Here is a 22,563-nt window from a genome sequence, read left to right as displayed (position 1 = left end):
CGTGGAGAGCAACTATGCGTAAATCGATTTCAGTGCGTGGAGAGTGATATGGACAGTTTAAATCTTAATAAGCATATTTCGGCTCAATTCAATGCCGAGTTAGAGCATATTCGTACCCAAGTTATGATCATGGGGGGGTTGGTCGAGCAACAACTGACTGACGCCATTATGGCCTTACATAATATGGATAGTGAATTAGCTCGACGAGTGATTGCAGACGACCAAAAAGTAAACCGGATGGAAGTTGATATTGATGAGCACTGCGTTAAAATCATTGCAAAACGTCAACCGACAGCCAGTGATTTACGCCTAGTTATGGCCATCACAAAAACGATCTCCGAACTTGAGCGTATCGGTGATGTAGCTGAAAAAATAAGCCGAACAGCGTTAGAAAAATTCAGCCAGCAGCACCAACCGCTATTAATTAGTTTAGAATCATTCGGGCAACATTCTGTTGAAATGCTACACGAAGTATTAGATGCTTTTGCCCGTATGGATTTAGAAGCAGCGATTGAAATTTACCACGCCGATAAAAAATTAGATCAAGAGTACGAAGGCATTATCCGTCAGTTAATGACTTATATGATGGAAGATCCACGCACTATACCCAATATTTTAACTGCTCTGTTTTGTGCTCGTTCGATTGAGCGTATTGGTGATCGTTGTCAGAATATTTGCGAGATTATTTTTTACTTTGTCAAAGGTCAAGACGTCCGTCACCTTGACGGTGAAAAACTTGATAAATTTTTAGCAAATAAACCCAATTAAAAAATAATAACCTAAGCCAATATAGAGTTCTCTATATTGGCTTTTTTACTACACTTTTTCTCATTCCCTTCCTTTAGTCCCAAAGAAGATTTCTTAATTTATAGTAATAAGATTATTAATTTCCTAAAAAAGAAGAATTTTACTTTTTTTATGAAGTTATGAGATTGTCACCGAGGGTAACACTCGGTAACCTTATCCAGGTCAGGAAGAGAAGCATTCCTTTTTGACTTTTAATCGGAAATCCAAAAATTAAGGAAGATAAAATGAAAGAGTTAAATACTGTTGAGATGAAAAGTGTTTCTGGCGCAGGTATATTTTCTAATACATTTAGCGGTGTTGCATCGACTATCGGTGGTGTAATGGAAACATTTGGTTGGAAAAACGCAAAAGCAAACGCAACTGATGTTGCCAAAAATGCTGGCCTAGTTATCGACTCAGCGATCGATACTGTGACTTCATTCTTCAAACTTGTTTTAAGAAAATAATATAAATTAACTAAAAACAAAGAGATTTTTATAAATCTCTTTGTTTTTTTGTTTGTTTAATACCTACCAGCCATTCGGCAACTGAACGTAAAAATTAATATGAAAGACAATGAGCTGTTTAGAAAGGAAGCACTTTATCATCAGCGTCACCATTGGCTAGGCAAAGCATTATTATTAAAAGGTATTCCAGCATGGATAATTATCTCTTGCACAATACTATTTATCAGCATTATTTTTATCGCCCTTATTAAAGGCGAATATACTCGTCGTGTTAATGTCAAAGGTGAAGTTTTTTCACAACAACAAACAGTTAATCTCATTGCACCACAGCAAGGAAGAGTTACAAAAAATTATGTTAAAGCAGGAGATGAAATCACTAAGGGTTCACCTATCTACGAGCTTGATATTGGTCGTAACACCCAATTAGGTAATTTAAGTGAAAGCTCTAAATTAAGTATTAAACAACAAATAACACTTACTAATGATATTATTAATAAGCTAAAAGAAAATAAAAAAATAAATATAGAAAAACTCACACAACAACTTATTGAGTATAAAAAATCATATAATAACACGCAATTATTAGTTAAAAACTCCTCGCATGGCGTGAAAGACATGAAGGAGAGTATGAAAAATTATGATGAATATTTAAAAAGAGGGTTAATTAGTAAAGAGCAAGCCTATAATCAACGTTATCTTTTTTACCAGCAACAATCATCTTGGCAAAGTATGAATAGCCAGCTTATCCAAGAAAACCTTCAAATTATTAATCTAGAAAGTGAAATAATCAGTACTTCTGTCGATTTTGATAATCGTATTTCAGAGTATGAATTAAAGTTGAGTGAATTTAACCGGATGCTCGCAGAGGTTGAAGCTAATGGTACTTTACTGATTACCGCACCTGTGACAGGTAAAATAGAAAATATGACGTTAACGGAAGGGCAAATGTTTAGCTTAGGCGATAGTCTGGCACAGATTTTACCGGGTGATCAGCAGTATTATCAACTCATGCTATGGCTTCCTAATCATAGTATTCCATTTGTAAATGTCGGTGATAAAGTAAATATTCGCTATGACGCTTATCCTTATGAAAAATTTGGTCAATTCTCTGGTGAAATTACATCGTTATCACGAGTGCCTGCGACAGACAGTGAAATGATGAGCTATAAAAGTAGTCACTCGACAGCCCCGCAACAATCTAAAGAAGCCTTTTATAAAACGATTGTAAAGCTTAATGATCAAGTGCTCTATTTCGATAATAAAACGCTACCTATAGGAAATGGTATGTCGGCCGAAGTGACGTTATTTCTTGAAAAACGCCCGCTATATCAATGGATTCTTTCACCTTATTACGATATTAAACGTAGTTTGGGGGGACCTGTAAATGGATGAAATACGCCATCTTTTCAAAACATTATGCCAGCAATTACAATTCAGTTTTTTTCGTAAAGTTCCTCAGGTTTTACAAACTGAAGCTGCGGAGTGTGGGCTGGCGTGCATCGTGATGGTTTGCCGCTATTTTGGTATGAATATTGATCTCCTCAATCTACGCCAAAAATTTGGACTCTCCGCCCAGGGGGCAACGTTAGCAACACTCGTTCATATTGGCAGCCAGTTAAACCTTCAAACTCGTGCATTATCTCTTGATTTAGACGAAATTAGGCAGCTTAAACGCCCTTGTTTATTACATTGGGATATGAGTCATTTTGTCGTATTAATCAAAGCAGGTAGAAACAGATTTACGATTCATGACCCAGCTTTTGGGCGACGAGTGGTGAGCTTACAAGAGATGTCTCAGCACTTTACGGGTATCGCTTTAGAGCTTTGGCCAGATAGTGAGTTTACACCTATCAAGGCGCGTTCACGTATTCGCTTTCTCAGTCTATTAAAAAATATCTCTGGTCTACCCGGTGTATTAGCGAAAATTTTTGCGTTAACGGTTTTAGTGGAAGCCGTCAATATAGCGATCCCGATTGGCACGCAATTGGTTATGGATCATGTCATCCTCGCCAAGGACCATGAACTGTTAACCCTAATCTGTTTGGGACTCGTCTCTTTTATTTTATTTCGTACCTTTATTGGCATGTTACGCAGTTGGACTACGCTTGTGATGCAGTCCTTGATTGATGTGCAATGGAAGACGGGATTGATGGATCATCTTTTACGTTTGCCGCTAAGTTATTTTGAAAAGCGAAAATTAGGGGATATTCAGTCACGCTTCAGTTCGCTGGCCACAATCAGAGAAACGCTTACAACGAGTGTTGTTTCAGGGACCATCGATCTTTTGATGGTGATCAGTGTTTCAGTGATGATGTTTATATATGGTGGGTGGCTATATTTCGTAGTACTAGCTTTTACTCTGCTTTATGTTGTCTTACGACTCGCGACGTATCATCGCTATCGCCAGGCTCAGGAAGAGCAAATTGTTAAAGATGCGCGCGCGAGCTCGCACTTCATGGAAACGTTGTACGGTATTGCAACCCTAAAAGTCTTGGGGCTCAACAAAACGCGCTCTCGTTATTGGCTAAATCTCAATATTGAAACCACCAACGCTGTTATTAGAATGACACGTCTAGATATGTTGTTTGGCGGGGTGAATTCACTTATTAGCACCTTAGACCAGATACTTATTCTATGGTTAGGAGCTTCTATGGTTATTGATGGTCATATGACGTTGGGGATGTTTGTTGCTTTCAACGCGTATCGTGGCCAATTCTCAGAACGAGCCTCTGCAATTGTTGATATGCTTTTACAGTTAAGGATGCTCAGCCTGCATAATGAAAGGGTTGCTGATATTGTTTATCAAGAGCCTGAACCGCAACAGAGTTCAACGCGTTTATGTGAATATAACCAAGCAGCAAGGTTTGAAGTAGATAATCTATCCTATCAATACGATAAGCTAACACCTCCGGTATTTTCTCATCGTTCATTTACTATAGAGCCTGGTGAAAGTGTAGCGATAGTCGGTGCGTCAGGTGTTGGTAAAACGACATTAATGAAATTGATGTGTGGATTACTGACTCCTGACAGCGGAACCATTCGTTTTAATGGATTAGATATTCAACAGGTAGGGTTGAATAATTTTAGAGATGTAATCGCTTGTGTTTTGCAAGAAGACAAATTATTTGCAGGGTCTATTGCTGAGAATATTACAGGTTTTAGTGAAGATAATAGCCGTGAAAGGGTTATTGAGTGTGCGAAAATGGCTCACTTACATACCGAAATTATCAGTATGCCAATGGGCTATGAAACTTTAGTCAGCGAGTTGGGTGGGAGCCTTTCTGGAGGGCAAAAACAGCGCTTACTGATTGCACGTGCATTATATCGGCGACCAGCGATATTATTTTTAGATGAAGCAACAAGTCATTTAGACTTAGACAATGAGGCAGCGGTGAATGCTTCAATCCGATCATTGAATATCACACGAGTATTCATTGCCCATCGTCCTTCGACTATTGCTAGTGCGGATCGCGTTATTGAATTAACCAATGAGAACTAGGGATGATTAAATGTAAATTTTTTTTTGTTATCCGTCTCTAAGTCGAAATAAAAGGTATCATTCTATGAATTTTTTATGTTAAGGATTTTTGATGGGTTTTTACTGGATATGGCTCGGCGTAGCGATAATATTCGCGATTATTGAATTCTGTACTGTCACCTTTTTCGGGTTATGGATGGCAATTGCTGCACTTGTTCCAGCTGTTATATCCTATTATTTTCCGGAATTAGCTGTTATTACACAGTTATTAACTTGGACATTCTCATCACTGATCTGTGCATTTATCTGGATTAAATGGATTAGAAGTAAACCTGCAGAGCATATCGAAACAGTATTGATTGGTAATGAAGGCGTCCTTGCTGATGCTATAAAGCCGGGACAAATCGGTACTTTGCTTCTCAGTCGACCCATTCAGGGAAAGCAAGAATGGCCTTGCTGTAGTGATATGCCGTTGCCAAGACAAACACGTGTTGTGGCTACAGCCATAATGGACAATGGTATTGTAAAAGTGCAATCCAGTGAATTATTAAAAAATGGAGTTAACTAATTATTATGCCGGGAATTATTGTTGCTGTCTTGTTTGTTGTATTTGTTATTATCACATTTCTAAAATGTGTTCGTATTGTGCCACAAGCCGATCAATGGATTGTTGAACGATTAGGTAAATATAATAAAACCTTAAATCCAGGTTTAAACATTCTTATCCCTTTTATTGATGCGGTTGCTTATCGTATGTCAGCAAAAGACCAAATGTTTGAAGTGAAAGGTATTGAAGGAATTACCCGCGATAACGCAACGGTAGGGGTCAATGCCATCTGCTTCATCCGTATTGCTGATCCCGCAAAAGCCGCTTATGGCGTTGACAGTTATAGCGAGGCAGTTCAAAACCTCGTCATGACCACTATTCGTAATGCGGTAGGGGGAATGAATCTTGATGATAGCTTATCGAATCGTGACCAATTAGCGATAACCCTACGCGCTAATATGGAAGAACAGATGAGCGATTGGGGATTGATTTTGAGAGCGGTTGATATACAAGATATTACGCCATCAAGCTCAATGCGTAAGTCCATGGAACAGCAAGCCGCGGCAGAACGCGAGCGTAAAGCGACAGAAACTCGCGCAGAAGGGAATAAAAACGCAGCTATCCGTGAAGCGGAAGGTAAAAAGCAAGCGATGATCCTAGAGGCTGAAGCAAAGCTAGAGGCGTCGAGAAGAGAAGCGGAAGCATTAGAGACCTTAGCGGAGGGGCAACGTAAGGCGACCTTACAACTCTCACAAGCCTTAGTGGAAATGGGGGGAGAGAAGGCAATGACCTTTCAGTTAGCGAATAACTATGTGAATGCATTGTCAGAGTTAGCTGCCAGTGATAACAGCAAAGTAGTTGCTATTCCTGCAGACTTAGCGCAATCGGTAGGCGGACTACTCAATGCTGGAGTATTAATGAGTGTTGGCCAAGCGTCAAAAAACCAGCAGTAGAAGGTAAGGCACAGCGTTCCTGTGCCAACCTTTTATTTATTTTCCAATACAGAAACTGGAAAAAATACGGCCGAGTAAATCATCGGATGTAAACTCACCCGTAATTTCGCTTAACGCATGTTGAGCGACACGAAGTTCCTCTGCTAATAACTCTCCCGCGCGTGCATCAACTAATTGAATTTTACCTTGCAATAAATGAGTTCCCGCGGATTCTAATGCCTCTAAATGACGTCTTCGCGCAATAAATCCGCCTTCCATATTCCCAGCGAACCCCATGCTCTTTTTAAGGTATTCACGCAGCGCATCTATACCTGTTCCCTCTCTCGCAGAGAGACGAATCAACAGATTATGATTATCCTCTGATAGGCCTGGTGATTCACCGGTAATATCTGCTTTATTGCGAACAACAATAACAGGAATAGAAGTTGGTAAACGGGCGATAAAATCAGGCCAAATTTCTGCAGCATTCGTTGCTTCAGTCGTCGTGCTATCGACCATAAATAATACACAGTCAGCTTGTTCAATTTCTTGCCACGCACGCTCAATACCAATACGTTCGACTTCATCACTGGCTTCGCGTAAGCCTGCTGTGTCAATAATATGTAATGGCATGCCATCGATATGGATATGCTCGCGTAAGACGTCACGGGTTGTTCCCGCTATATCGGTAACGATGGCGGCTTCTCTGCCGGCAAGGGCATTGAGTAAACTGGATTTACCCGCATTTGGGCGACCGGCAATAACGACCTTCATACCTTCGCGTAATAAACTGCCTTGACGAGCCTCTTGGCGGACCGCATCTAAGTCACTAATAACGGTATTTAACTGTGCCTCTATTTTACCGTCAGAAAGAAAATCGATCTCTTCATCAGGGAAATCGATCGCCGCTTCAACATAAATACGAAGATGTGTCAGTGCTTCCACAAGGTGATTGACGCGTGCGGAAAACGCACCTTGTAAAGAATTAACGGCAGAGCGAGCGGCTTGCTCTGAACTTGCATCGATCAGATCAGCAATAGCTTCAGCTTGAGCCAGATCGAGTTTATCGTTAAGAAATGCGCGCTCTGAAAACTCCCCCGGTTTTGCAATACGTACCGCATTGGTTGCCAGAATGCGTTTAAGTAATAGGTCGAGAATAACCGGTCCGCCATGGCCTTGAAGCTCTAGCACATCCTCGCCCGTAAAGGAGTGTGGATTGGGAAACCATAACGCGATGCCTTGATCAAGCACTGCACCATCGGTATCTTTGAATGGAAGATACTCAGCGGTTCGAGGTTTAGGTAATTTACCTAATAAATCCTGTGCAACGTCGGCGGCGGCTGGGCCTGATATTCTCAATATCCCAACGCCACCACGGCCGGGAGGGGTTGCTTGGGCGACGATCGTATCGTTGTGGCTCATGTTATTCTCTCTAGCATAAAAAAAGGCGGTCATAATGACCGCCTAAGTATAACGCGATTTAACGTAATACGGGATTAGCCTTTTTTCTTACGGCTATGTAATCCACGCTTTTCTAATCCACGATAAATCAACTGTTGTTGCAGAATCGTCACGAGGTTACTGACGATGTAGTACAGCACCAGACCTGATGGGAACCATAAGAAGAAGACAGTAAAGATGACCGGCATAAAGGTCATAATCTTCTGCTGCATTGGATCAGTAACGGTTGTTGGCGACATCTTCTGAATGAAGAACATCGTTACACCCATTAAGATTGGCAGAATATAGTACGGATCCTGTGCACTTAAATCGTGAATCCATAATGCAAAAGGTGCATGACGTAATTCAATCGATCCCATCAGCATGTAGTAAAGTGCTAAGAAGATTGGCATCTGGATTAACAGGGGAAGACATCCACCCAACGGGTTAACTTTCTCTGCTTTATACAGCGCCATCATTTCTTGGCTGACTCGTTGCTTATCTTCACCGTGACGCTCACGCATTGCCTGGATTTTAGGCTGTAGCATACGCATCTTAGCCATTGACGTGTACTGCGCTTTCGTCAATGGATACATGATGCCGCGAACGATAAAGGTAATAACGATAATGGAGAAGCCCCAGTTACCGATAAAGCTGTGTAAGAATTTCAGCAGCTTAAACAGCGGTTGCGAGATAAACCATAACCAACCGTAATCTACTGTTAAGTCCAAGTGGGGAGCCGCAGCCGCCATCTGATCTTGGATTTCAGGGCCAACCCAAAGGGTGGCTTTCAAATCTTGCTGTTGCCCAGCTGCAATGGTGACTGGTGTCGATTTAAAACCAATCGCGGCTAGGTTATCGCTGAGTTTTGCAGTATAGAACGTGTTGTTGCCTGATGTTTGAGGGATCCAAGCCGTTGCGAAGTACTGCTGTAACATCGCTACCCAACCATTGCTGGTGGTAGTATTCAGGTTTTTGTCTTCAGCAATCGTATCGAATTTATACTTTTCGTACTTTTCGTCATTGGTGGAATAAGCGGCGCCACGGAAAGTATGTAAGGCAAAGTTACTGCTACCGGTATCGCGTGCTTTAGGCAGTGTAATGGTTTGCTTTAATTGTCCAAACATCGCTAATGACAGCGGTTGCTGTGTGACGTTATTAACGTTGTAATCAACATTGACAGCATATCCGCCGCGTTTGAAGATAAATGTCTTGGTATAGACAACGCCATCTGCTGCTGTCCAAGTCATCGGAACACGTAATTCGGACTGCCCATCGGCTAAGGTGTAGTGATCCTGAGTCGTGGCGAAGAGTGGACGTGTGGCATTACTGTCTGGTGCATTTTGTCCAATCAGTCCACTTTGTGCTTGATAAACAAAGTCGGGTGCAGTTTCCAGTAGTTGGAAGGGCGTTGATGATCCTAATTTATCAGGGTAAGCCAGAAGGTTAGCTTGTTCAATATCCCCGCCACGTGTATTGATCTGTAAGGATAATACATCAGTAGTAACGGTAATGGTTTTACCTTGACCACTGTTATTGGCCTGATTTGCGGCATCACCCGCAGGTGCGTTCGTATTCTGAACCGTCTGTTGCGTTTGAGGCTGCGGATTATGATCCGTATGCCACGTTTGCCAGACCATAAAGGAGACGAACAGAAAAGCGATGAAAAAAAGATTGCGTTGCGAATCCATCGTTAATTTTCTCTGGTTTCAGTGTTTTTCGGCGGCACAGGGTCGTCACCACCCGGATGTAAAGGGTGGCATTTTAATACGCGTTTAATCGTTAACCAACACCCTTTTACTACCCCAAAACGTCGTAATGCTTCAATGCCGTAATGAGAGCAGCTCGGAGTAAAACGGCAATGTGGCCCAAGTAATGGACTAATTATCCGCTGATAAACACGTATTAGAGCAATCAGGAGCCGCGTGCTTGGCGACAATGACGACGCCATAATTTCTCCAACACTTCCGTAAGTGACTGATTATCCAGCTCCGCAATCCCTTTTTTCGCGACAATCACAAAATCCATCGCAGGCAATTCATGTTGACGCAGACGAAAACTTTCCCGAGTTAAGCGTTTAATTCGGTTACGTTCGTGAGCACGTTTAACATGTTTTTTAGCGACGGTGAGACCGATGCGGGGATGCCCCAGCGAATTTTGGCGGCCGAGAATAGTGATTTGCGGCATGCCAGCCCGTTGTGGTTGCTGGAAGACGAAAGTGAAATGAGCGGGAGTTAACAAACGTAACTCCCTAGGAAATGCGAGCTTAACCACTAGGGCTAGCTTTATTACTTAGAAACGGTCAGACGAGAACGGCCTTTAGCACGACGACGTGCTAAAACCTGACGACCATTTTTAGTAGCCATACGAGCACGGAAGCCGTGAGAACGGTTACGCTTCAGTACAGATGGTTGAAAAGTGCGTTTCATGGCGATTTCTACCTAAACTTGAAAATGTTCACTTGGTGATGCGTTATAAGGCCAGTAAAACGACCAACGCCTCGGTATATTTTATCAAAGAGGCGGGATTGTAATAATTGTACAGCCCGGAGTCAATTTACTTCGCTGATTATCATACGCCTATTCTCTATTGGAAGGTGATTTTACGGAAAAACCGTAATGCCCCTAAAATAGAATGGCCAAGATTATACTTGCTTCCTAATAAAGCGCAAGGATCGTTCAAGATCGTTGCGGTGATATTGATCGGTTCATTCTGCCCCGGCTAATACGGTTTTTTGTCTTAGGCTGTACAACTATTGGAAAAGTCTGTGGATAAAATGGGTAAAATCAGTGTAGAAAAGGAAGATCTCTGGCGCGCTTTGCGTTATGATCCACGGTTCCGCAAGCGATCCCTATCCTGTCTCTAAGGTAACTAGGGGGAATTATCGCTGCTGACGTATCTACGCTTATATATATAAAACATATTTATCAATATCTTAGCGCCATTTCTTGTCTTACTTTTTGTATGAGTGGAGTCCGCCGTGTCACTTACGCTTTGGCAACAGTGCCTTACCCGTTTGCAGGATGAGCTTCCTGCCACTGAGTTCAGTATGTGGATTAGACCGCTTCAAGCTGAACTAAGCGATAACATTTTGGCTCTGTATGCACCCAACCGTTTTGTCTTAGATTGGGTACGCGATAAGTACATCAATAATATTAACGGCCTGCTAAACGAATTTTGCGGCGTAAATATCCCACAATTACGTTTTGAAGTCGGCGCTCGTCCGGCAACTACACAAACCGTCAATACGGCCCCCGCTATTGAAAGGGTGCCTGTCGCTACAGCGCCGGTTCCACCCGTTATTCCAAACGACAATCGTCGTCCTAGTTGGGATAGTGTGCCTGCGGCTGTCGATGTTGCTTACCGATCAAACGTTAATACCCGGCATAACTTCGATAATTTTGTCGAGGGTAAATCCAATCAGTTGGCTCGTGCAGCTGCACGACAAGTCGCTGATAATCCGGGCGGAGCTTATAATCCGTTATTTCTTTATGGCGGTACGGGATTAGGGAAAACTCACTTACTGCATGCGGTGGGTAATGGCATTATGGCGCGTAAGCCAAATGCAAAAGTGGTCTATATGCATTCAGAGCGTTTCGTTCAGGATATGGTTAAAGCACTGCAAAATAATGCCATTGAAGAGTTTAAGCGCTATTACCGTTCAGTCGATGCATTACTTATTGATGATATTCAGTTTTTTGCTAATAAAGAGCGTTCTCAAGAAGAGTTTTTTCATACCTTTAATGCTTTGTTGGAGGGTAATCAGCAGATTATTTTAACCTCTGACCGTTATCCTAAAGAAATAAATGGTGTTGAAGACCGCCTCAAGTCACGTTTTGGCTGGGGATTGACAGTGGCTATTGAGCCACCAGAACTTGAGACCCGAGTAGCGATCTTAATGAAAAAAGCGGACGAAAATAACATCCGTCTGCCGGGTGAAGTCGCGTTCTTTATCGCAAAACGCTTACGTTCCAATGTCCGTGAATTGGAAGGAGCATTAAACCGAGTAATAGCGAATGCAAATTTTACCGGCCGTGCGATTACTATCGACTTCGTCCGCGAAGCGCTACGTGATTTATTGGCGCTTCAAGAAAAATTAGTCACCATCGATAATATTCAGAAAACAGTCGCGGAATATTATAAAATTAAAGTGGCGGATCTACTTTCTAAACGCCGATCTCGATCAGTCGCGCGCCCACGACAAATGGCGATGGCGATGGCAAAAGAATTAACGAACCATAGCTTACCTGAGATTGGTGATGCATTTGGTGGACGCGATCATACGACAGTATTGCATGCATGCCGTAAGATCGAACAGTTACGTGAAGAAAGTCATGATATCAAAGAAGACTTTTCTAATTTAATCAGAACATTATCCTCTTGATGCTATGAAATTTATTATCGAACGTGAGCAACTGCTCAAACCATTACAGCAAGTTAGCAGCCCTTTAGGTGGTAGACCTACTCTGCCTATTTTAGGGAATATTCTATTACAGGTAACGGAAAACTGTTTATCTCTAACGGGAACTGATCTCGAAATGGAGATGATCGCTCGGGTGGGTTTAACGCAGCCGCACGAAACTGGTGCGACCACTGTTCCTGCACGTAAGTTTCTCGATATTTGCCGTGGACTTCCTGAGGGAGCAGAAATTCATGTCGTCCTAGAGGGTGACCGTATTCTGGTTCGCTCTGGTCGGAGTCGTTTTTCACTCTCTACTTTGCCTGCGGGAGATTTCCCTAACCTTGATGATTGGCAAAGTGATGTGGAGTTCACACTACCGCATGCCACGTTAAAACGCTTGATTGATGCTACACAGTTCTCAATGGCTCATCAGGATGTGCGCTACTACTTAAACGGTATGCTGTTTGAAACAGAAGGTGAAGAACTTCGTACCGTCTCGACCGATGGTCATCGCCTTGCAGTGTGCGCTATGTCTGTGGGACAGTCGTTACCGCATCATTCTGTGATTGTTCCCCGTAAAGGTGTGACTGAACTTGTACGCTTATTAGACGGTAGTGAGACACCTTTACGCATTCAGATTGGCAGTAATAATATTCGCGCTCATGTTGGGGATTATATTTTTACCTCAAAACTGGTCGATGGTCGTTTCCCTGATTATCGACGTGTTTTACCGAAAAATCCGGATAAGACATTAGCGTCTGGCTGTGATGTTCTTAAACAAGCCTTTGCACGAGCGGCGATTTTATCTAACGAAAAATTCCGCGGTGTACGACTTTTTATCACTAAAAATCAGTTACGTATCACGGCTAATAATCCTGAGCAGGAAGAAGCTGAAGAAATTCTTGATGTTGATTACCAAGGTAGTGACCTTGAGATTGGTTTCAATGTCAGTTACGTATTGGACGTTTTAAACGCTCTGAAATGTGAAAATGTACGATTGCTGCTGACCGATTCAGTATCGAGTGTACAAATTGAAGATGTTGCTAGCCCGCATGCTGCTTATGTAGTTATGCCGATGAGACTCTAAATGGTAATAAGCAGGGATAACTTGCTGATTACAGGCTACTCTCATGGCAATTAATCGTTTAATTATTAAAGATTTTCGTAATATCGATTACGCAGATCTTACTCCGGCTCCGGGGTTTAATTACTTGATTGGTGAAAATGGTAGCGGTAAAACCAGTGTTTTAGAGGCGATTTATACCTTAGGGCATGGTCGCGCGTTTCGTAGTATCCAGACGGGAAGAGTGATCCGTCACGAGATGCCGGAATTTGTCTTGCATGGCCGCTTAGACGGTGAGCAATATCAACAAACATTAGGGCTAAGTAAAGATCGAACCGGCACGACAACAGTGAGGATCGATGGCACGGATGGGCATCGGGTGGCTGAATTAGCCCAGTTATTGCCGATGCAGCTGATTACGCCAGAGGGCTTTACCTTGTTGACAGGTGGCCCGAAATTTCGGCGTGCGTATATCGATTGGGGCTGCTTTCATCGCTATCCGGGTTTTTTTGCTGCGTGGAATGATTATCGTCGATTAATCAAACAGCGTAATGCTGCATTACGACAAGTCCACCGCTATCAGCAGTTACATCCTTGGGACCAACTGATGGTACCTTTGGCTGAGCAGATTAGTGCGTGGCGGGCGGAGTACAGTCAACAAATTGCGCGAGAGATCCAGCAAACCTGCCAGCAGTTCTTACCGGAATTCACTTTGCAATTTTCCTACCATCGAGGCTGGGATAAAGAAAGTGGTTATGCCGAATTACTCGAGCGCCAGTTCGAGCGTGACCGCGGGCTAACATATACTTCGTCCGGGCCTCATAAAGCGGATTTTAGAATTCGCGCAGAAGCGACCCCGGTCGAAGACCTTTTATCACGCGGTCAATTGAAATTACTTATGTGTGCACTACGGTTAGCCCAAGGTGAATTTCTTACCCAGCAAAGTGGTCGTCGCTGTATTTACTTGATTGATGATTTTGCTTCAGAACTTGATGATAAGCGTCGGCAATTATTAGCTGACCGTTTAACGGCGACACAGGCTCAAGTTTTCGTAAGCGCAATTAATTTTGATCAGGTAATCGACAGGAATGACGAAAAGGGCAAGATGTTCAGCGTAGAAAAGGGTAAAATAACCGTTCAATCTTCAGAAAAATGAGTGAGAAACGTTGATGTCGAATTCTTATGACTCCTCAAGTATTAAAGTCTTAAAAGGACTTGATGCGGTACGTAAACGCCCAGGCATGTATATTGGTGATACCGATGATGGTACTGGGTTGCATCACATGGTATTCGAGGTTGTGGATAACGCCATCGACGAAGCCCTTGCGGGTCACTGTAATGAGATTACAGTCACCATTCATGCCGATAACTCTGTCTCAGTTCAAGATGATGGACGGGGTATTCCAACTGGGATTCATCCAGAAGAGGGTGTATCTGCCGCTGAAGTCATCATGACCGTTCTGCATGCTGGCGGAAAATTTGATGATAATTCCTATAAAGTTTCAGGGGGATTACACGGCGTAGGTGTTTCGGTTGTGAATGCGCTATCCGCAAAACTTGAACTTACTATTCGTCGAGATAACAAAGTTCACCAGCAAACGTATGTACACGGTGTTCCCCAAAGCCCGTTAGCTGTTGTTGGAGAAACTGACACTACGGGGACGCAGGTCCGTTTTTGGCCGAGTTACGAAACCTTCACTAACGTCACAGTATTTGAATACGAGATTTTAGCAAAACGTCTGCGTGAGCTTTCGTTTTTGAACTCTGGAGTTTCTATTCGTCTTGAAGATAAGCGTGATGATAAATCCAATCATTACCACTATGAAGGGGGTATCAAAGCCTTCGTTGAGTATCTTAATAAAAATAAAACACCTATCCATCCAAATGTTTTCTATTTCTCAACTGAAAAAGACGGCATCGGTGTTGAAGTCGCACTGCAATGGAACGATGGATTCCAAGAAAATATTTATTGTTTCACCAATAATATTCCACAACGTGATGGCGGTACACACCTAGCCGGTTTTCGGGCCGCGATGACGCGTACACTAAACGCGTACATGGATAAAGAAGGCTATAGCAAAAAAGCGAAAGTCAGCGCCACGGGTGATGATGCTCGTGAAGGGTTGATCGCGGTAGTTTCAGTGAAAGTTCCTGATCCTAAGTTCTCGTCACAAACTAAAGACAAGCTGGTTTCTTCCGAAGTTAAATCGGCGGTTGAGCAGCAAATGAATGAATTGCTGGCTGAGTATCTTCTTGAAAATCCTAGCGATGCAAAAATCGTTGTCGGGAAAATTATTGATGCTGCACGTGCACGTGAAGCAGCACGCCGTGCACGGGAAATGACTCGCCGTAAAGGGGCGCTTGATCTAGCGGGTCTACCCGGTAAATTGGCGGATTGCCAAGAAAGAGATCCTGCACACTCAGAAATTTACTTGGTGGAGGGTGATTCGGCAGGCGGATCGGCGAAGCAAGGGCGTAATCGTAAAAACCAAGCGATTCTTCCACTGAAAGGTAAAATTCTGAACGTGGAAAAAGCGCGTTTTGATAAAATGCTCTCCTCACAGGAAGTAGCGACACTTATCACTGCACTAGGCTGCGGTATTGGGCGTGATGAATACAACCCAGATAAACTCCGTTACCATAGCATCATCATCATGACCGATGCCGATGTCGATGGTTCGCACATTCGTACTCTTTTGCTCACATTCTTCTATCGTCAAATGCCTGAGCTGATCGAACGTGGTCACGTCTATATTGCTCAGCCACCCTTATTTAAAGTGAAAAAAGGTAAGCAAGAGCAATACATTAAAGACAGTGATGCGATGGATCAATATAACATCGCGATTGCTCTTGATGGGGCTGCACTTCACACTACAAGCGGTGCGCCAGCGCTACAAGGCGAAGCTCTTGAGCAATTAGTCGCTTCATTTATCAGCACCGGTAAGATGATTAAACGCATGGAGCGTCATTATCCGAGCGCGTTATTAAATGCTCTAGTGTATAACCCTGCGTTAGTAGAGCTTTCCGATAGCACGCACACGCAGAATTGGGTCAACGGTTTAGTCACCTATCTCACGGAAAATGAAGCACATGGCAGCAGCTACTCGGCCATTATCCGTGAAAATCGTGAATTAAATATTCACGAGCCAGTTATTAGAGTTCGTACTCATGGTGTCGATACGGATTACACCTTAGACCGCGACTTTATTGAAGGTCCTGAGTACCGTAAAATTTCTCAACTAGGTCATGCACTTAATGGATTACTTGAGGAAGATGCTTATGTTGAACGTGGTGAGCGTCGCCAACCGATTGCAACCTTTGCTCAAGCTGTAGAATGGCTGATCAAAGAATCACGCCGTGGTCTCTCTATCCAGCGTTATAAGGGACTCGGTGAGATGAACCCGGAACAGTTATGGGAAACAACGATGGATCCTGAAAGTCGTCGTATGTTACGCGTTACTATCAAAGATGCTATCGCGGCTGATCAACTCTTTACTACGTTGATGGGCGATGCCGTTGAGCCTCGCCGTGCGTTCATTGAAGATAACGCATTGAAAGCAGCGAATATTGATATTTAAGATAGTGTGCGTTAGCACTGTTTGGCAGTAGTCGGATCACGATAACTACGCTACCCTAAAAACACCGTCTGCGGTTAGCTGACGGTGTTTTTTTATTTATGCAGAGGGATAACTATGACAGTAAAAATGATCGCACTTGATATGGATGGGACATTGCTCAATCCACAGCATGAAATCACTGCGGCGGTAAAGTCAGCGATAGAAGATGCTAAAGCGCAAGGAATATTGGTCGTATTGGCTTCAGGTCGTCCTTATATCGGCATGGAAAAATTTATCGCCGAGCTTGGGTTGAACACACCAGGGCAATATTGCATTAGCTATAATGGTGGTCTGGTACAGCGAGCAGAGGACGGACAGCCTATCCTTGAAACGACGCTAGGTATGGATGACTATCACTTTTTTGAACAATTGGCCCAACGCTTAGGCGTTCATTTTCAAGCCTTAGACAAACAGTATCTATATACACCGAACAAAGATATCAGCCGCTATACTGTACATGAATCAGAGATAACGGGAATACCGCTAAGGTATCGCGGAGTCGATGAAATGCAAGCCAATGCGCGTTTTCCTAAATTGATGATCGTTGACGAACCCGAGTTGTTAGACAACGCTATCAGCCAGCTTCCCCCCGAGTTATTTGATCGCTACACCTTAGTAAAAAGTGCTAGCCATTACTTAGAAATTTTGGATAAACGGGTGAGTAAAGGGAATAGTGTACGCCATCTTGCGGAGCAGTTGGGTATTAGTGCCCAAGAGGTTTTAGCCGTCGGTGACCACGAAAATGATTTAACGATGTTAGCATGGGCAGGATATGGTGTGGCAATGGGTAATGCCATTGATGCGGTAAAAGAACAAGCCTCTTATCATACTGCGTCTAATCAAGAAGATGGGGTTGCGAAAGCGATTCGCCAGTGGGCACTGCAATAGTCGGGAACGTATCCAAAAACGGATATGATTGACTCTGAAAAAATCGCATTTTTGGGTAATCGTAGAATAGTAACCAACGTTATTATTACAGGACTCAGTCATTGCGAGATTACTCCGCAATATCAACGATTAGCACTGTGAGCAAGTCGTCTAATCCATTAATTATAATAAGAGCGTTTTATTCCCTGAATGGCTGCCGAGAGGCAGCTTTTTTTTGCCTAGACGGTTTTCAAGGATTACGGCATAGTGCTTTTTTCAAAACATGCACTAGGAATGTTGTATGCACGAAGTTCAAGTCACGACTCTCCCGCACCACCATCAACTAACCAATGCTCAAGTTTGGAGTGCTGATGGGCTCTGCCTAGTGTATGACCGACGCCCTGCTCAGCATCTTTTCACTAGCCAAACTGTTGAGAAAGTGAACGTGGAAACAGGGCAAGTCACAGAGATTTATCGTGCAACACAAGGGGCACATGTTGGTGTGATTACTGCACATCCACACGATAATGACTGTTTTATCTGTATTCATGGTCCAGAATATCCGGATGAATTTTGGCAGTATGATATCCATCATCGCCGTGGTGTGATCTTGTCAGGCGGAAAAGCGACGACAATCGATGCGTGTGATATTACACCGCCTTATACAGTCGGAGCATTAAGAGGTGGAAGTCATGTGCATATGTTTAGTCATGACGGAGACAGAATTAGTTTCACTTATAACGACCATGTTATGCATCAACGTTCGTTAGAAGAAGATCAACGTAACGTTGCGATAGCTCTTCCCCACAAGTCTGTTTCTCTTAGAAATAAAGCTCCACGCGAACATGATGGTTCTCATTTTTGTGTAGTGGTTAGCGAGACGACGTTACATCCTCAACCCGGGAGTGACCAAATTTTACGAGCTTTCGAGGAAGGTTGGATCGGCCATAATGGTTATTTAACCACTTCAGGACATTGGCAGCGTTGGGCGTTAGCTTTCATTGGTGAAACGGTCGCATTTGACGGCCGTAAAGTTCCCGAAATTTTTATCGTTGATTTACCTGATGATTTCTATGCCTACACACAGGCAGGTCAACATCCCATTGAAGGTACTGAACGACATTTACCAGCTCCTCCCGCTGCAATCAAGCAACGCAGATTAACGTTTAGTGAAGGTGCAGGGGTCGCGCTTCATCCTCGTCATTGGTTAAGAAGCTCACCAGATGGTAGCAAGATTGCTTTTCTCATGGCCGATTCAGCGGGTGTTATACAGCTTTGGACAATATCACCGAATGGTGGGTTACCTGAGCAACTCACCGAAGGTGGTCACAATGTACAATCAGCTTTCACTTGGCATCCGACAGGGAAAGGGATAACTTTTATCTACGATAATCAGGTGGTGATTTACGATTTTGAGCAAAAATCGTTAATAGCGGTTACTGCGAGGACGTCAAGAGCGCCATGTGCCGAAGCAGTTGTTTGGTCGCCCAAGGGAAGTAAAATAGCTTTTATGCGCGAAATTGAGGGCTTTAGACAGATATTTACCGTTGCAGTCACTGAATCGTATTGGTGCTAGCTTCAGCGAGCGCTTCGTCAGTATGGTTACGTTTTTCGCTGGCTGCGACTCGATCTCTTAAGGAGGTGGAACCACTGTGATTCCGATAATAGTCCCACGGTAAGATTAAGGTATCGGTAATTGCTGAAAAAGGATAATCAATAACAGCTAATGATTTTATTGGCCAAGTTGTTTCTTTACTTCCGATGATTTGGTTATTGGCTTGCGTCCCAAGATAATAGCCATGATCGTCGCCAGTATGAGACATGATACTAGAACATGCAGTTAGCGTAAGTAAACAGCTCAAGATCATAACGAACTTAGGTAGAGTTGTCGTTCTACACATGGGTAACTCCTCATTCCATCCGTGGTCCAGCTGAGATAAGCAACATATGATAGGTCGACCTAGCGCAGTTACTTAAAATATTAGTATTTCAGTGTATGACAAATTTTGCCATTTTCCTTTTTAATTCCTTTCATTTATGAAAAAAAAGTGTGATTCGTTACACAATCATATTCTTTTTTTATCCCCATATTTCGTTCATTTATCCCTTTCTTATGGTCTAGTTTTTACCAGCGTCGATATGAGGTGAACGATTACGGCGTAAGATGTGCAGAATATGGGGAGCAAAACTATTAATAATGAGGCCAAAAATAATCAAAATAACTGAAAAAATCTGTTGGGAGGAGAGAGATTCGCCTAGAAAAAAGGCCGCTGATATCATTCCAACAATCGGTACTAAAAGTGTTAATGGGGCAACAGTCGCGGTTGGATATTTACCCAATAATCCTCCCCAAATCGCGTAGCCTACAACAGTACAAAGGATCGCTAAATAAAATAATGTTAATACATTAGACCAGCTTATGTTTTGTAGGCTATGCCAAAGGCGTTCTTCGCCTTCGGTGAGCGTTGCACAAATGAAAAAGGGTAGGATGGGAATAAAGGCACTCCATACGACTAATTTCAGCGGTTCGACCGGATAGTGTCGTAAAATTATTTTATTGATTATGTTGCCGACTCCCCAGCTCAATGCAGCACCTAAGGTGAGCAATAAGGTAAAAAGTGACATACCTGTTGCTTGAGCGGGATGAATACTACTTTTGGCCAGCCAGACCATGCCTACTATGGCAATGATCAACCCGATAATATGGTGTGTTTTCACCTTGTCGCCTAAGCAGAGTGCGCCAAAGAGAAGAGTGAAGAACGCTTGCGACTGCAGTAGCAGTGAAGCTAAGCCAGCGGGCATACCCAGATTCAAGGCTAGAAAAAGTAGCGCAAATTGCAGAAAACTAATACTTAATCCGTAAGCGGCGAGTAGGCGTAACGGAACTTTAGGTCGAGAAACAATTAAACAGGCAGGGAAAGCAACAAACGTAAAGCGAAGTCCAGCCAGTAGGAAAGGGGAAAAATTATGCAGTCCGACCTTAATGACTACAAAGTTTAGTCCCCAAATGAGAATGACGAGTAAGGCAAGTGCGACATCTTTTATCGACATGATCATCCTATTACTGATTGGCGGGAGAGGGGGGTACCTCGATAAGGCCCCCTTTACAGAAAATTATGCCTTCAATGCTTCAGGGTTAATAATATTTTCTGTCAAACTACCTTGTAGACCTAAAATCAGATTTTGTACACCGTCACGTTTCATTGCATAGCGGGTTTCGTGAGTGGCTGATCCAATATGAGGTAAGGTAACAACATTCGGTAGCGTGGTAAGTTCAGAACTACCCACTAATGGTTCTTTTTCAAAAACATCTAAGCCAGCACCATAGATTTTCTTCGCTTTTAACGCGGCGATCAGCGCTTCCTCATCAACGACAGGCCCGCGTCCAGCATTGATCAAAATAGCACTCTCTTTCATTTGGTCAAATTGTGCATGGCTGATCAAATGATGAGTTTCATCGGTGAGAGGTAGTACCACACAGACGAAATCGGCTTGGGTAAGCAGCTCATCGACGCTTGCATAATGAGCATTAACTTCTTGTTCGGCATTCTTATGCGGTTTACGGGCGTTATAAATAATCTCCATACCAAAACCGTGGTGGGCGCGTTTTGCTAAAGCTAACCCAATACGGCCCATACCAATAATGCCCATTTTTTTGTGGTGTACATCAATAGCAAGGGGTAATTGTTCGGGTGCTGTATGCCAACCCCCAGTTTTTACCCATTGATCCATTGCAGGAATATTTCTTGCGGCACACAATACAAGGGCCATCATCGCATCAGCGACCGTTTCTGTGAGTGCACCAGGCGTATTAGTTAAGATCGCAGCGTGGCGAGTTAACGCCTGCACATCATACGAATCATAACCTGCAGAAACAGTTGAACAAACTTTCAATGCTGGCATTCTTGCTAACAGAGCTTCGTTAACCTTACCTCCTGAACCAATTAATCCTACTGCCCGTTGAAATACCTCGTTATGTTTATCAACGGTTTCTTGGTCAAGGTTATCTACCTCTATGACCTCGAAGTGGTCAGTGAGTTTGCTTACGAGGTCGTCGGGTAGGGGCATAAATTGGATAATAGTGGGTTTCATTCAAACCTCTCATCATGTTATTTAAAAATAGAGCGCTTCATGCGTGACGAAGTAACTCTACGTAGTAATGAACAACCGCTGCTAAATCGGGGCCTTCTAGGGGAAACTCGATACCCAAAGGTATTTCCTTGGGCATCATCCTCAGGAGTTGTCGCCACTCGCCATTAGAATCGTCCAAGCTAATAGCACGCCAGCCGGAGGCACTCCGTGTAGCGGCCTTGACGTGACAATAAGAGACGTACTCTGCAAGCTGCTCGGCAGCAGCAATAGGGGATTCATCTACCCATAACCAATTCGCCATATCAAAGGTCATGCCCTGAGCCCCCGATAACCCATTATATTTTTCAAAATAGGTCAGCATTGGCGATAGCTTTCCGGTTAATGTTTGATCGTTCTCGATAAGCAAAGGGATCGTGAAGTGAGAGAGCTGCTGTGATAATTGCTCTTTTGTCAGCGCTCCCGCCCCTGCTCCTAAAGCAAACTTTATGGCTTGAGCATTGAGTAACGTTGCCTCTTGGATAAATTGCGCTAATTGGGGATTGAGTATTCCAGGCGCAATAAATAGGTATTCAGGTACAGAGTAATAGGTAAAAAGATTATTTTTTTCAGCAAGTTCCGCTAAGTTAATCAGCGTTTCATTGATCGAAGGCAGTAATTCTCTGCGGATCTCAACGCCATCAGCCCCAGCTTGAGCGATAAGAGGAATGAAAAATTCCTGGCCACCCGCTTGCCTAACAATCTCGGCACCGAAGGCGGCTGTCACCACAATAATTTTTCGTTCCATCATCACCTCTCGATTATTTCATTGCACTATAGAATAGATGGTATCGGTTCCATAGGGAAGAAAGAAATCATGAAAATGCTGAGATTGT

Annotated in this window: 21 protein-coding genes; 12 read left to right on the top strand and 9 right to left on the bottom strand. The window is 43.2% G+C overall.

The window, feature by feature from the left end; all coding sequences use genetic code 11:
- Positions 1 to 48 precede the first annotated feature (48 nt).
- The 6 genes from phoU to HGT73_RS08305 all read left to right on the top strand — a co-directional run bounded on the left by phoU (position 49) and on the right by HGT73_RS08305 (position 6,231).
- Positions 49 to 768 carry a phosphate signaling complex protein PhoU gene (phoU, locus tag HGT73_RS08330; RefSeq protein WP_214213568.1) on the top strand — a complete coding sequence of 240 codons (720 nt, stop codon included), beginning with the start codon at positions 49 to 51 and terminating at the stop codon, positions 766 to 768.
- A 263-nt stretch (positions 769 to 1,031) separates the two neighbouring features.
- The gene (locus tag HGT73_RS08325; RefSeq protein WP_214213566.1) at positions 1,032 to 1,253 is read left to right on the top strand and encodes a hypothetical protein; all 222 of its coding nucleotides are present in this window, start codon (positions 1,032 to 1,034) and stop codon (positions 1,251 to 1,253) included.
- 99 nt (positions 1,254 to 1,352) lie between these two features.
- Complete coding sequence (locus HGT73_RS08320; protein ID WP_214213563.1) at positions 1,353 to 2,645, top strand: HlyD family secretion protein; 1,293 nt, start codon at positions 1,353 to 1,355, stop codon at positions 2,643 to 2,645.
- A complete protein-coding gene (locus HGT73_RS08315) occupies positions 2,638 to 4,752 on the top strand; it encodes a peptidase domain-containing ABC transporter (RefSeq protein WP_214213562.1) in 2,115 nt (704 codons plus the stop codon). The genes HGT73_RS08320 and HGT73_RS08315 overlap by 8 nt, the downstream gene beginning before the upstream one ends.
- 91 nt (positions 4,753 to 4,843) lie before the next feature.
- Positions 4,844 to 5,299: an NfeD family protein gene (locus HGT73_RS08310; protein WP_214213561.1), complete on the top strand. Its 456-nt coding sequence runs from the start codon at positions 4,844 to 4,846 to the stop codon at positions 5,297 to 5,299.
- Positions 5,300 to 5,304: 5 nt separating this feature from the next.
- Positions 5,305 to 6,231, top strand: a complete 927-nt coding sequence (locus HGT73_RS08305) for an SPFH domain-containing protein (RefSeq protein ID WP_214213560.1) — start codon at positions 5,305 to 5,307, stop codon at positions 6,229 to 6,231.
- Positions 6,232 to 6,267: 36 nt separating this feature from the next.
- Here HGT73_RS08305 and mnmE read toward each other — a convergent pair whose 3' ends face one another.
- The 5 genes from mnmE to rpmH all read right to left on the bottom strand — a co-directional run bounded on the left by mnmE (position 6,268) and on the right by rpmH (position 10,079).
- Complete coding sequence (mnmE, locus tag HGT73_RS08300) at positions 6,268 to 7,632, bottom strand: tRNA uridine-5-carboxymethylaminomethyl(34) synthesis GTPase MnmE (RefSeq protein WP_214213559.1); 1,365 nt, start codon at positions 7,630 to 7,632, stop codon at positions 6,268 to 6,270.
- Positions 7,633 to 7,706: 74 nt separating this feature from the next.
- A complete protein-coding gene (yidC, locus tag HGT73_RS08295) occupies positions 7,707 to 9,341 on the bottom strand; it encodes a membrane protein insertase YidC (RefSeq protein WP_214213558.1) in 1,635 nt (544 codons plus the stop codon).
- Positions 9,342 to 9,343: 2 nt separating this feature from the next.
- Positions 9,344 to 9,601, bottom strand: a complete 258-nt coding sequence (gene yidD, locus HGT73_RS08290; RefSeq protein ID WP_214213556.1) for a membrane protein insertion efficiency factor YidD — start codon at positions 9,599 to 9,601, stop codon at positions 9,344 to 9,346.
- Complete coding sequence (rnpA, locus tag HGT73_RS08285) at positions 9,565 to 9,924, bottom strand: ribonuclease P protein component (RefSeq protein ID WP_214213554.1); 360 nt, start codon at positions 9,922 to 9,924, stop codon at positions 9,565 to 9,567. The genes yidD and rnpA overlap by 37 nt, the downstream gene beginning before the upstream one ends.
- Positions 9,925 to 9,938: 14 nt before the next feature.
- Entirely contained in the window at positions 9,939 to 10,079 is a 141-nt protein-coding gene (gene rpmH / locus HGT73_RS08280; protein ID WP_003849659.1) for a 50S ribosomal protein L34, read from the bottom strand.
- A 551-nt stretch (positions 10,080 to 10,630) separates the two neighbouring features.
- Here rpmH and dnaA point away from each other — a divergent pair.
- From dnaA to HGT73_RS08250, 6 genes are all read left to right on the top strand, one after another.
- A complete protein-coding gene (gene dnaA, locus HGT73_RS08275) occupies positions 10,631 to 12,034 on the top strand; it encodes a chromosomal replication initiator protein DnaA (RefSeq protein ID WP_214213552.1) in 1,404 nt (467 codons plus the stop codon).
- Between the two features lie 4 nt (positions 12,035 to 12,038).
- Positions 12,039 to 13,139, top strand: coding sequence for a DNA polymerase III subunit beta (dnaN, locus tag HGT73_RS08270; protein WP_214213550.1), 1,101 nt, complete (start codon positions 12,039 to 12,041; stop codon positions 13,137 to 13,139).
- 43 nt (positions 13,140 to 13,182) lie between these two features.
- Positions 13,183 to 14,271: a DNA replication/repair protein RecF gene (gene recF, locus HGT73_RS08265; RefSeq protein WP_214213548.1), complete on the top strand. Its 1,089-nt coding sequence runs from the start codon at positions 13,183 to 13,185 to the stop codon at positions 14,269 to 14,271.
- Positions 14,272 to 14,284: 13 nt separating this feature from the next.
- Positions 14,285 to 16,693, top strand: a complete 2,409-nt coding sequence (gene gyrB / locus HGT73_RS08260; protein ID WP_214213546.1) for a DNA topoisomerase (ATP-hydrolyzing) subunit B — start codon at positions 14,285 to 14,287, stop codon at positions 16,691 to 16,693.
- A gap of 114 nt (positions 16,694 to 16,807) precedes the next feature.
- Positions 16,808 to 17,620, top strand: a complete 813-nt coding sequence (gene yidA, locus HGT73_RS08255) for a sugar-phosphatase (RefSeq protein WP_214213544.1) — start codon at positions 16,808 to 16,810, stop codon at positions 17,618 to 17,620.
- Between the two features lie 280 nt (positions 17,621 to 17,900).
- On the top strand, positions 17,901 to 19,175 hold the full coding sequence (locus tag HGT73_RS08250) for a DUF3748 domain-containing protein (protein WP_214213542.1): 1,275 nt from the start codon (positions 17,901 to 17,903) through the stop codon (positions 19,173 to 19,175).
- Here the strand turns inward: HGT73_RS08250 and HGT73_RS08245 are convergent.
- The 4 genes from HGT73_RS08245 to HGT73_RS08230 all read right to left on the bottom strand — a co-directional run bounded on the left by HGT73_RS08245 (position 19,153) and on the right by HGT73_RS08230 (position 22,478).
- Positions 19,153 to 19,500, bottom strand: coding sequence for a YceK/YidQ family lipoprotein (locus HGT73_RS08245; protein WP_214213540.1), 348 nt, complete (start codon positions 19,498 to 19,500; stop codon positions 19,153 to 19,155). The two genes, HGT73_RS08250 and HGT73_RS08245, sit on opposite strands and share 23 nt — an antisense overlap.
- Before the next feature lie 217 nt (positions 19,501 to 19,717).
- Entirely contained in the window at positions 19,718 to 20,650 is a 933-nt protein-coding gene (locus tag HGT73_RS08240) for an EamA family transporter (RefSeq protein ID WP_214213538.1), read from the bottom strand.
- A 63-nt stretch (positions 20,651 to 20,713) separates the two neighbouring features.
- Positions 20,714 to 21,691: an NAD(P)-dependent oxidoreductase gene (locus tag HGT73_RS08235; protein ID WP_214213536.1), complete on the bottom strand. Its 978-nt coding sequence runs from the start codon at positions 21,689 to 21,691 to the stop codon at positions 20,714 to 20,716.
- A gap of 37 nt (positions 21,692 to 21,728) precedes the next feature.
- Positions 21,729 to 22,478, bottom strand: a complete 750-nt coding sequence (locus HGT73_RS08230) for a sugar phosphate isomerase/epimerase family protein (RefSeq protein ID WP_244968497.1) — start codon at positions 22,476 to 22,478, stop codon at positions 21,729 to 21,731.
- Positions 22,479 to 22,563 lie beyond the last annotated feature (85 nt).

The organism is Rosenbergiella australiborealis (assembly GCF_018494035.1).
Lineage (GTDB): Bacteria > Pseudomonadota > Gammaproteobacteria > Enterobacterales > Enterobacteriaceae > Rosenbergiella > Rosenbergiella australiborealis.
Note: the sequence above shows the minus strand (reverse complement) of the source record. Positions and strands in the feature narration are given on the sequence as shown.

Bases quoted from the DNA above. Each gene is read 5' to 3' on its own strand.
- phoU (WP_214213568.1), top strand. From the start codon at position 49: ATGGACAGTTTAAATCTTAATAAGCATATTTCGGCTCAATTCAATGCC.
- HGT73_RS08325 (WP_214213566.1), top strand. From the start codon at position 1,032: ATGAAAGAGTTAAATACTGTTGAGATGAAAAGTGTTTCTGGCGCAGGT.
- HGT73_RS08320 (WP_214213563.1), top strand. From the start codon at position 1,353: ATGAAAGACAATGAGCTGTTTAGAAAGGAAGCACTTTATCATCAGCGT.
- HGT73_RS08315 (WP_214213562.1), top strand. From the start codon at position 2,638: ATGGATGAAATACGCCATCTTTTCAAAACATTATGCCAGCAATTACAA.
- HGT73_RS08310 (WP_214213561.1), top strand. From the start codon at position 4,844: ATGGGTTTTTACTGGATATGGCTCGGCGTAGCGATAATATTCGCGATT.
- HGT73_RS08305 (WP_214213560.1), top strand. From the start codon at position 5,305: ATGCCGGGAATTATTGTTGCTGTCTTGTTTGTTGTATTTGTTATTATC.
- mnmE (WP_214213559.1), bottom strand. From the start codon at position 7,632: ATGAGCCACAACGATACGATCGTCGCCCAAGCAACCCCTCCCGGCCGT.
- yidC (WP_214213558.1), bottom strand. From the start codon at position 9,341: ATGGATTCGCAACGCAATCTTTTTTTCATCGCTTTTCTGTTCGTCTCC.
- yidD (WP_214213556.1), bottom strand. From the start codon at position 9,601: ATGGCGTCGTCATTGTCGCCAAGCACGCGGCTCCTGATTGCTCTAATA.
- rpmH (WP_003849659.1), bottom strand. From the start codon at position 10,079: ATGAAACGCACTTTTCAACCATCTGTACTGAAGCGTAACCGTTCTCAC.
- dnaN (WP_214213550.1), top strand. From the start codon at position 12,039: ATGAAATTTATTATCGAACGTGAGCAACTGCTCAAACCATTACAGCAA.
- recF (WP_214213548.1), top strand. From the start codon at position 13,183: ATGGCAATTAATCGTTTAATTATTAAAGATTTTCGTAATATCGATTAC.
- gyrB (WP_214213546.1), top strand. From the start codon at position 14,285: ATGTCGAATTCTTATGACTCCTCAAGTATTAAAGTCTTAAAAGGACTT.
- yidA (WP_214213544.1), top strand. From the start codon at position 16,808: ATGACAGTAAAAATGATCGCACTTGATATGGATGGGACATTGCTCAAT.
- HGT73_RS08250 (WP_214213542.1), top strand. From the start codon at position 17,901: ATGCACGAAGTTCAAGTCACGACTCTCCCGCACCACCATCAACTAACC.
- HGT73_RS08245 (WP_214213540.1), bottom strand. From the start codon at position 19,500: ATGTGTAGAACGACAACTCTACCTAAGTTCGTTATGATCTTGAGCTGT.
- HGT73_RS08240 (WP_214213538.1), bottom strand. From the start codon at position 20,650: ATGTCGATAAAAGATGTCGCACTTGCCTTACTCGTCATTCTCATTTGG.
- HGT73_RS08235 (WP_214213536.1), bottom strand. From the start codon at position 21,691: ATGAAACCCACTATTATCCAATTTATGCCCCTACCCGACGACCTCGTA.
- HGT73_RS08230 (WP_244968497.1), bottom strand. From the start codon at position 22,478: ATGATGGAACGAAAAATTATTGTGGTGACAGCCGCCTTCGGTGCCGAG.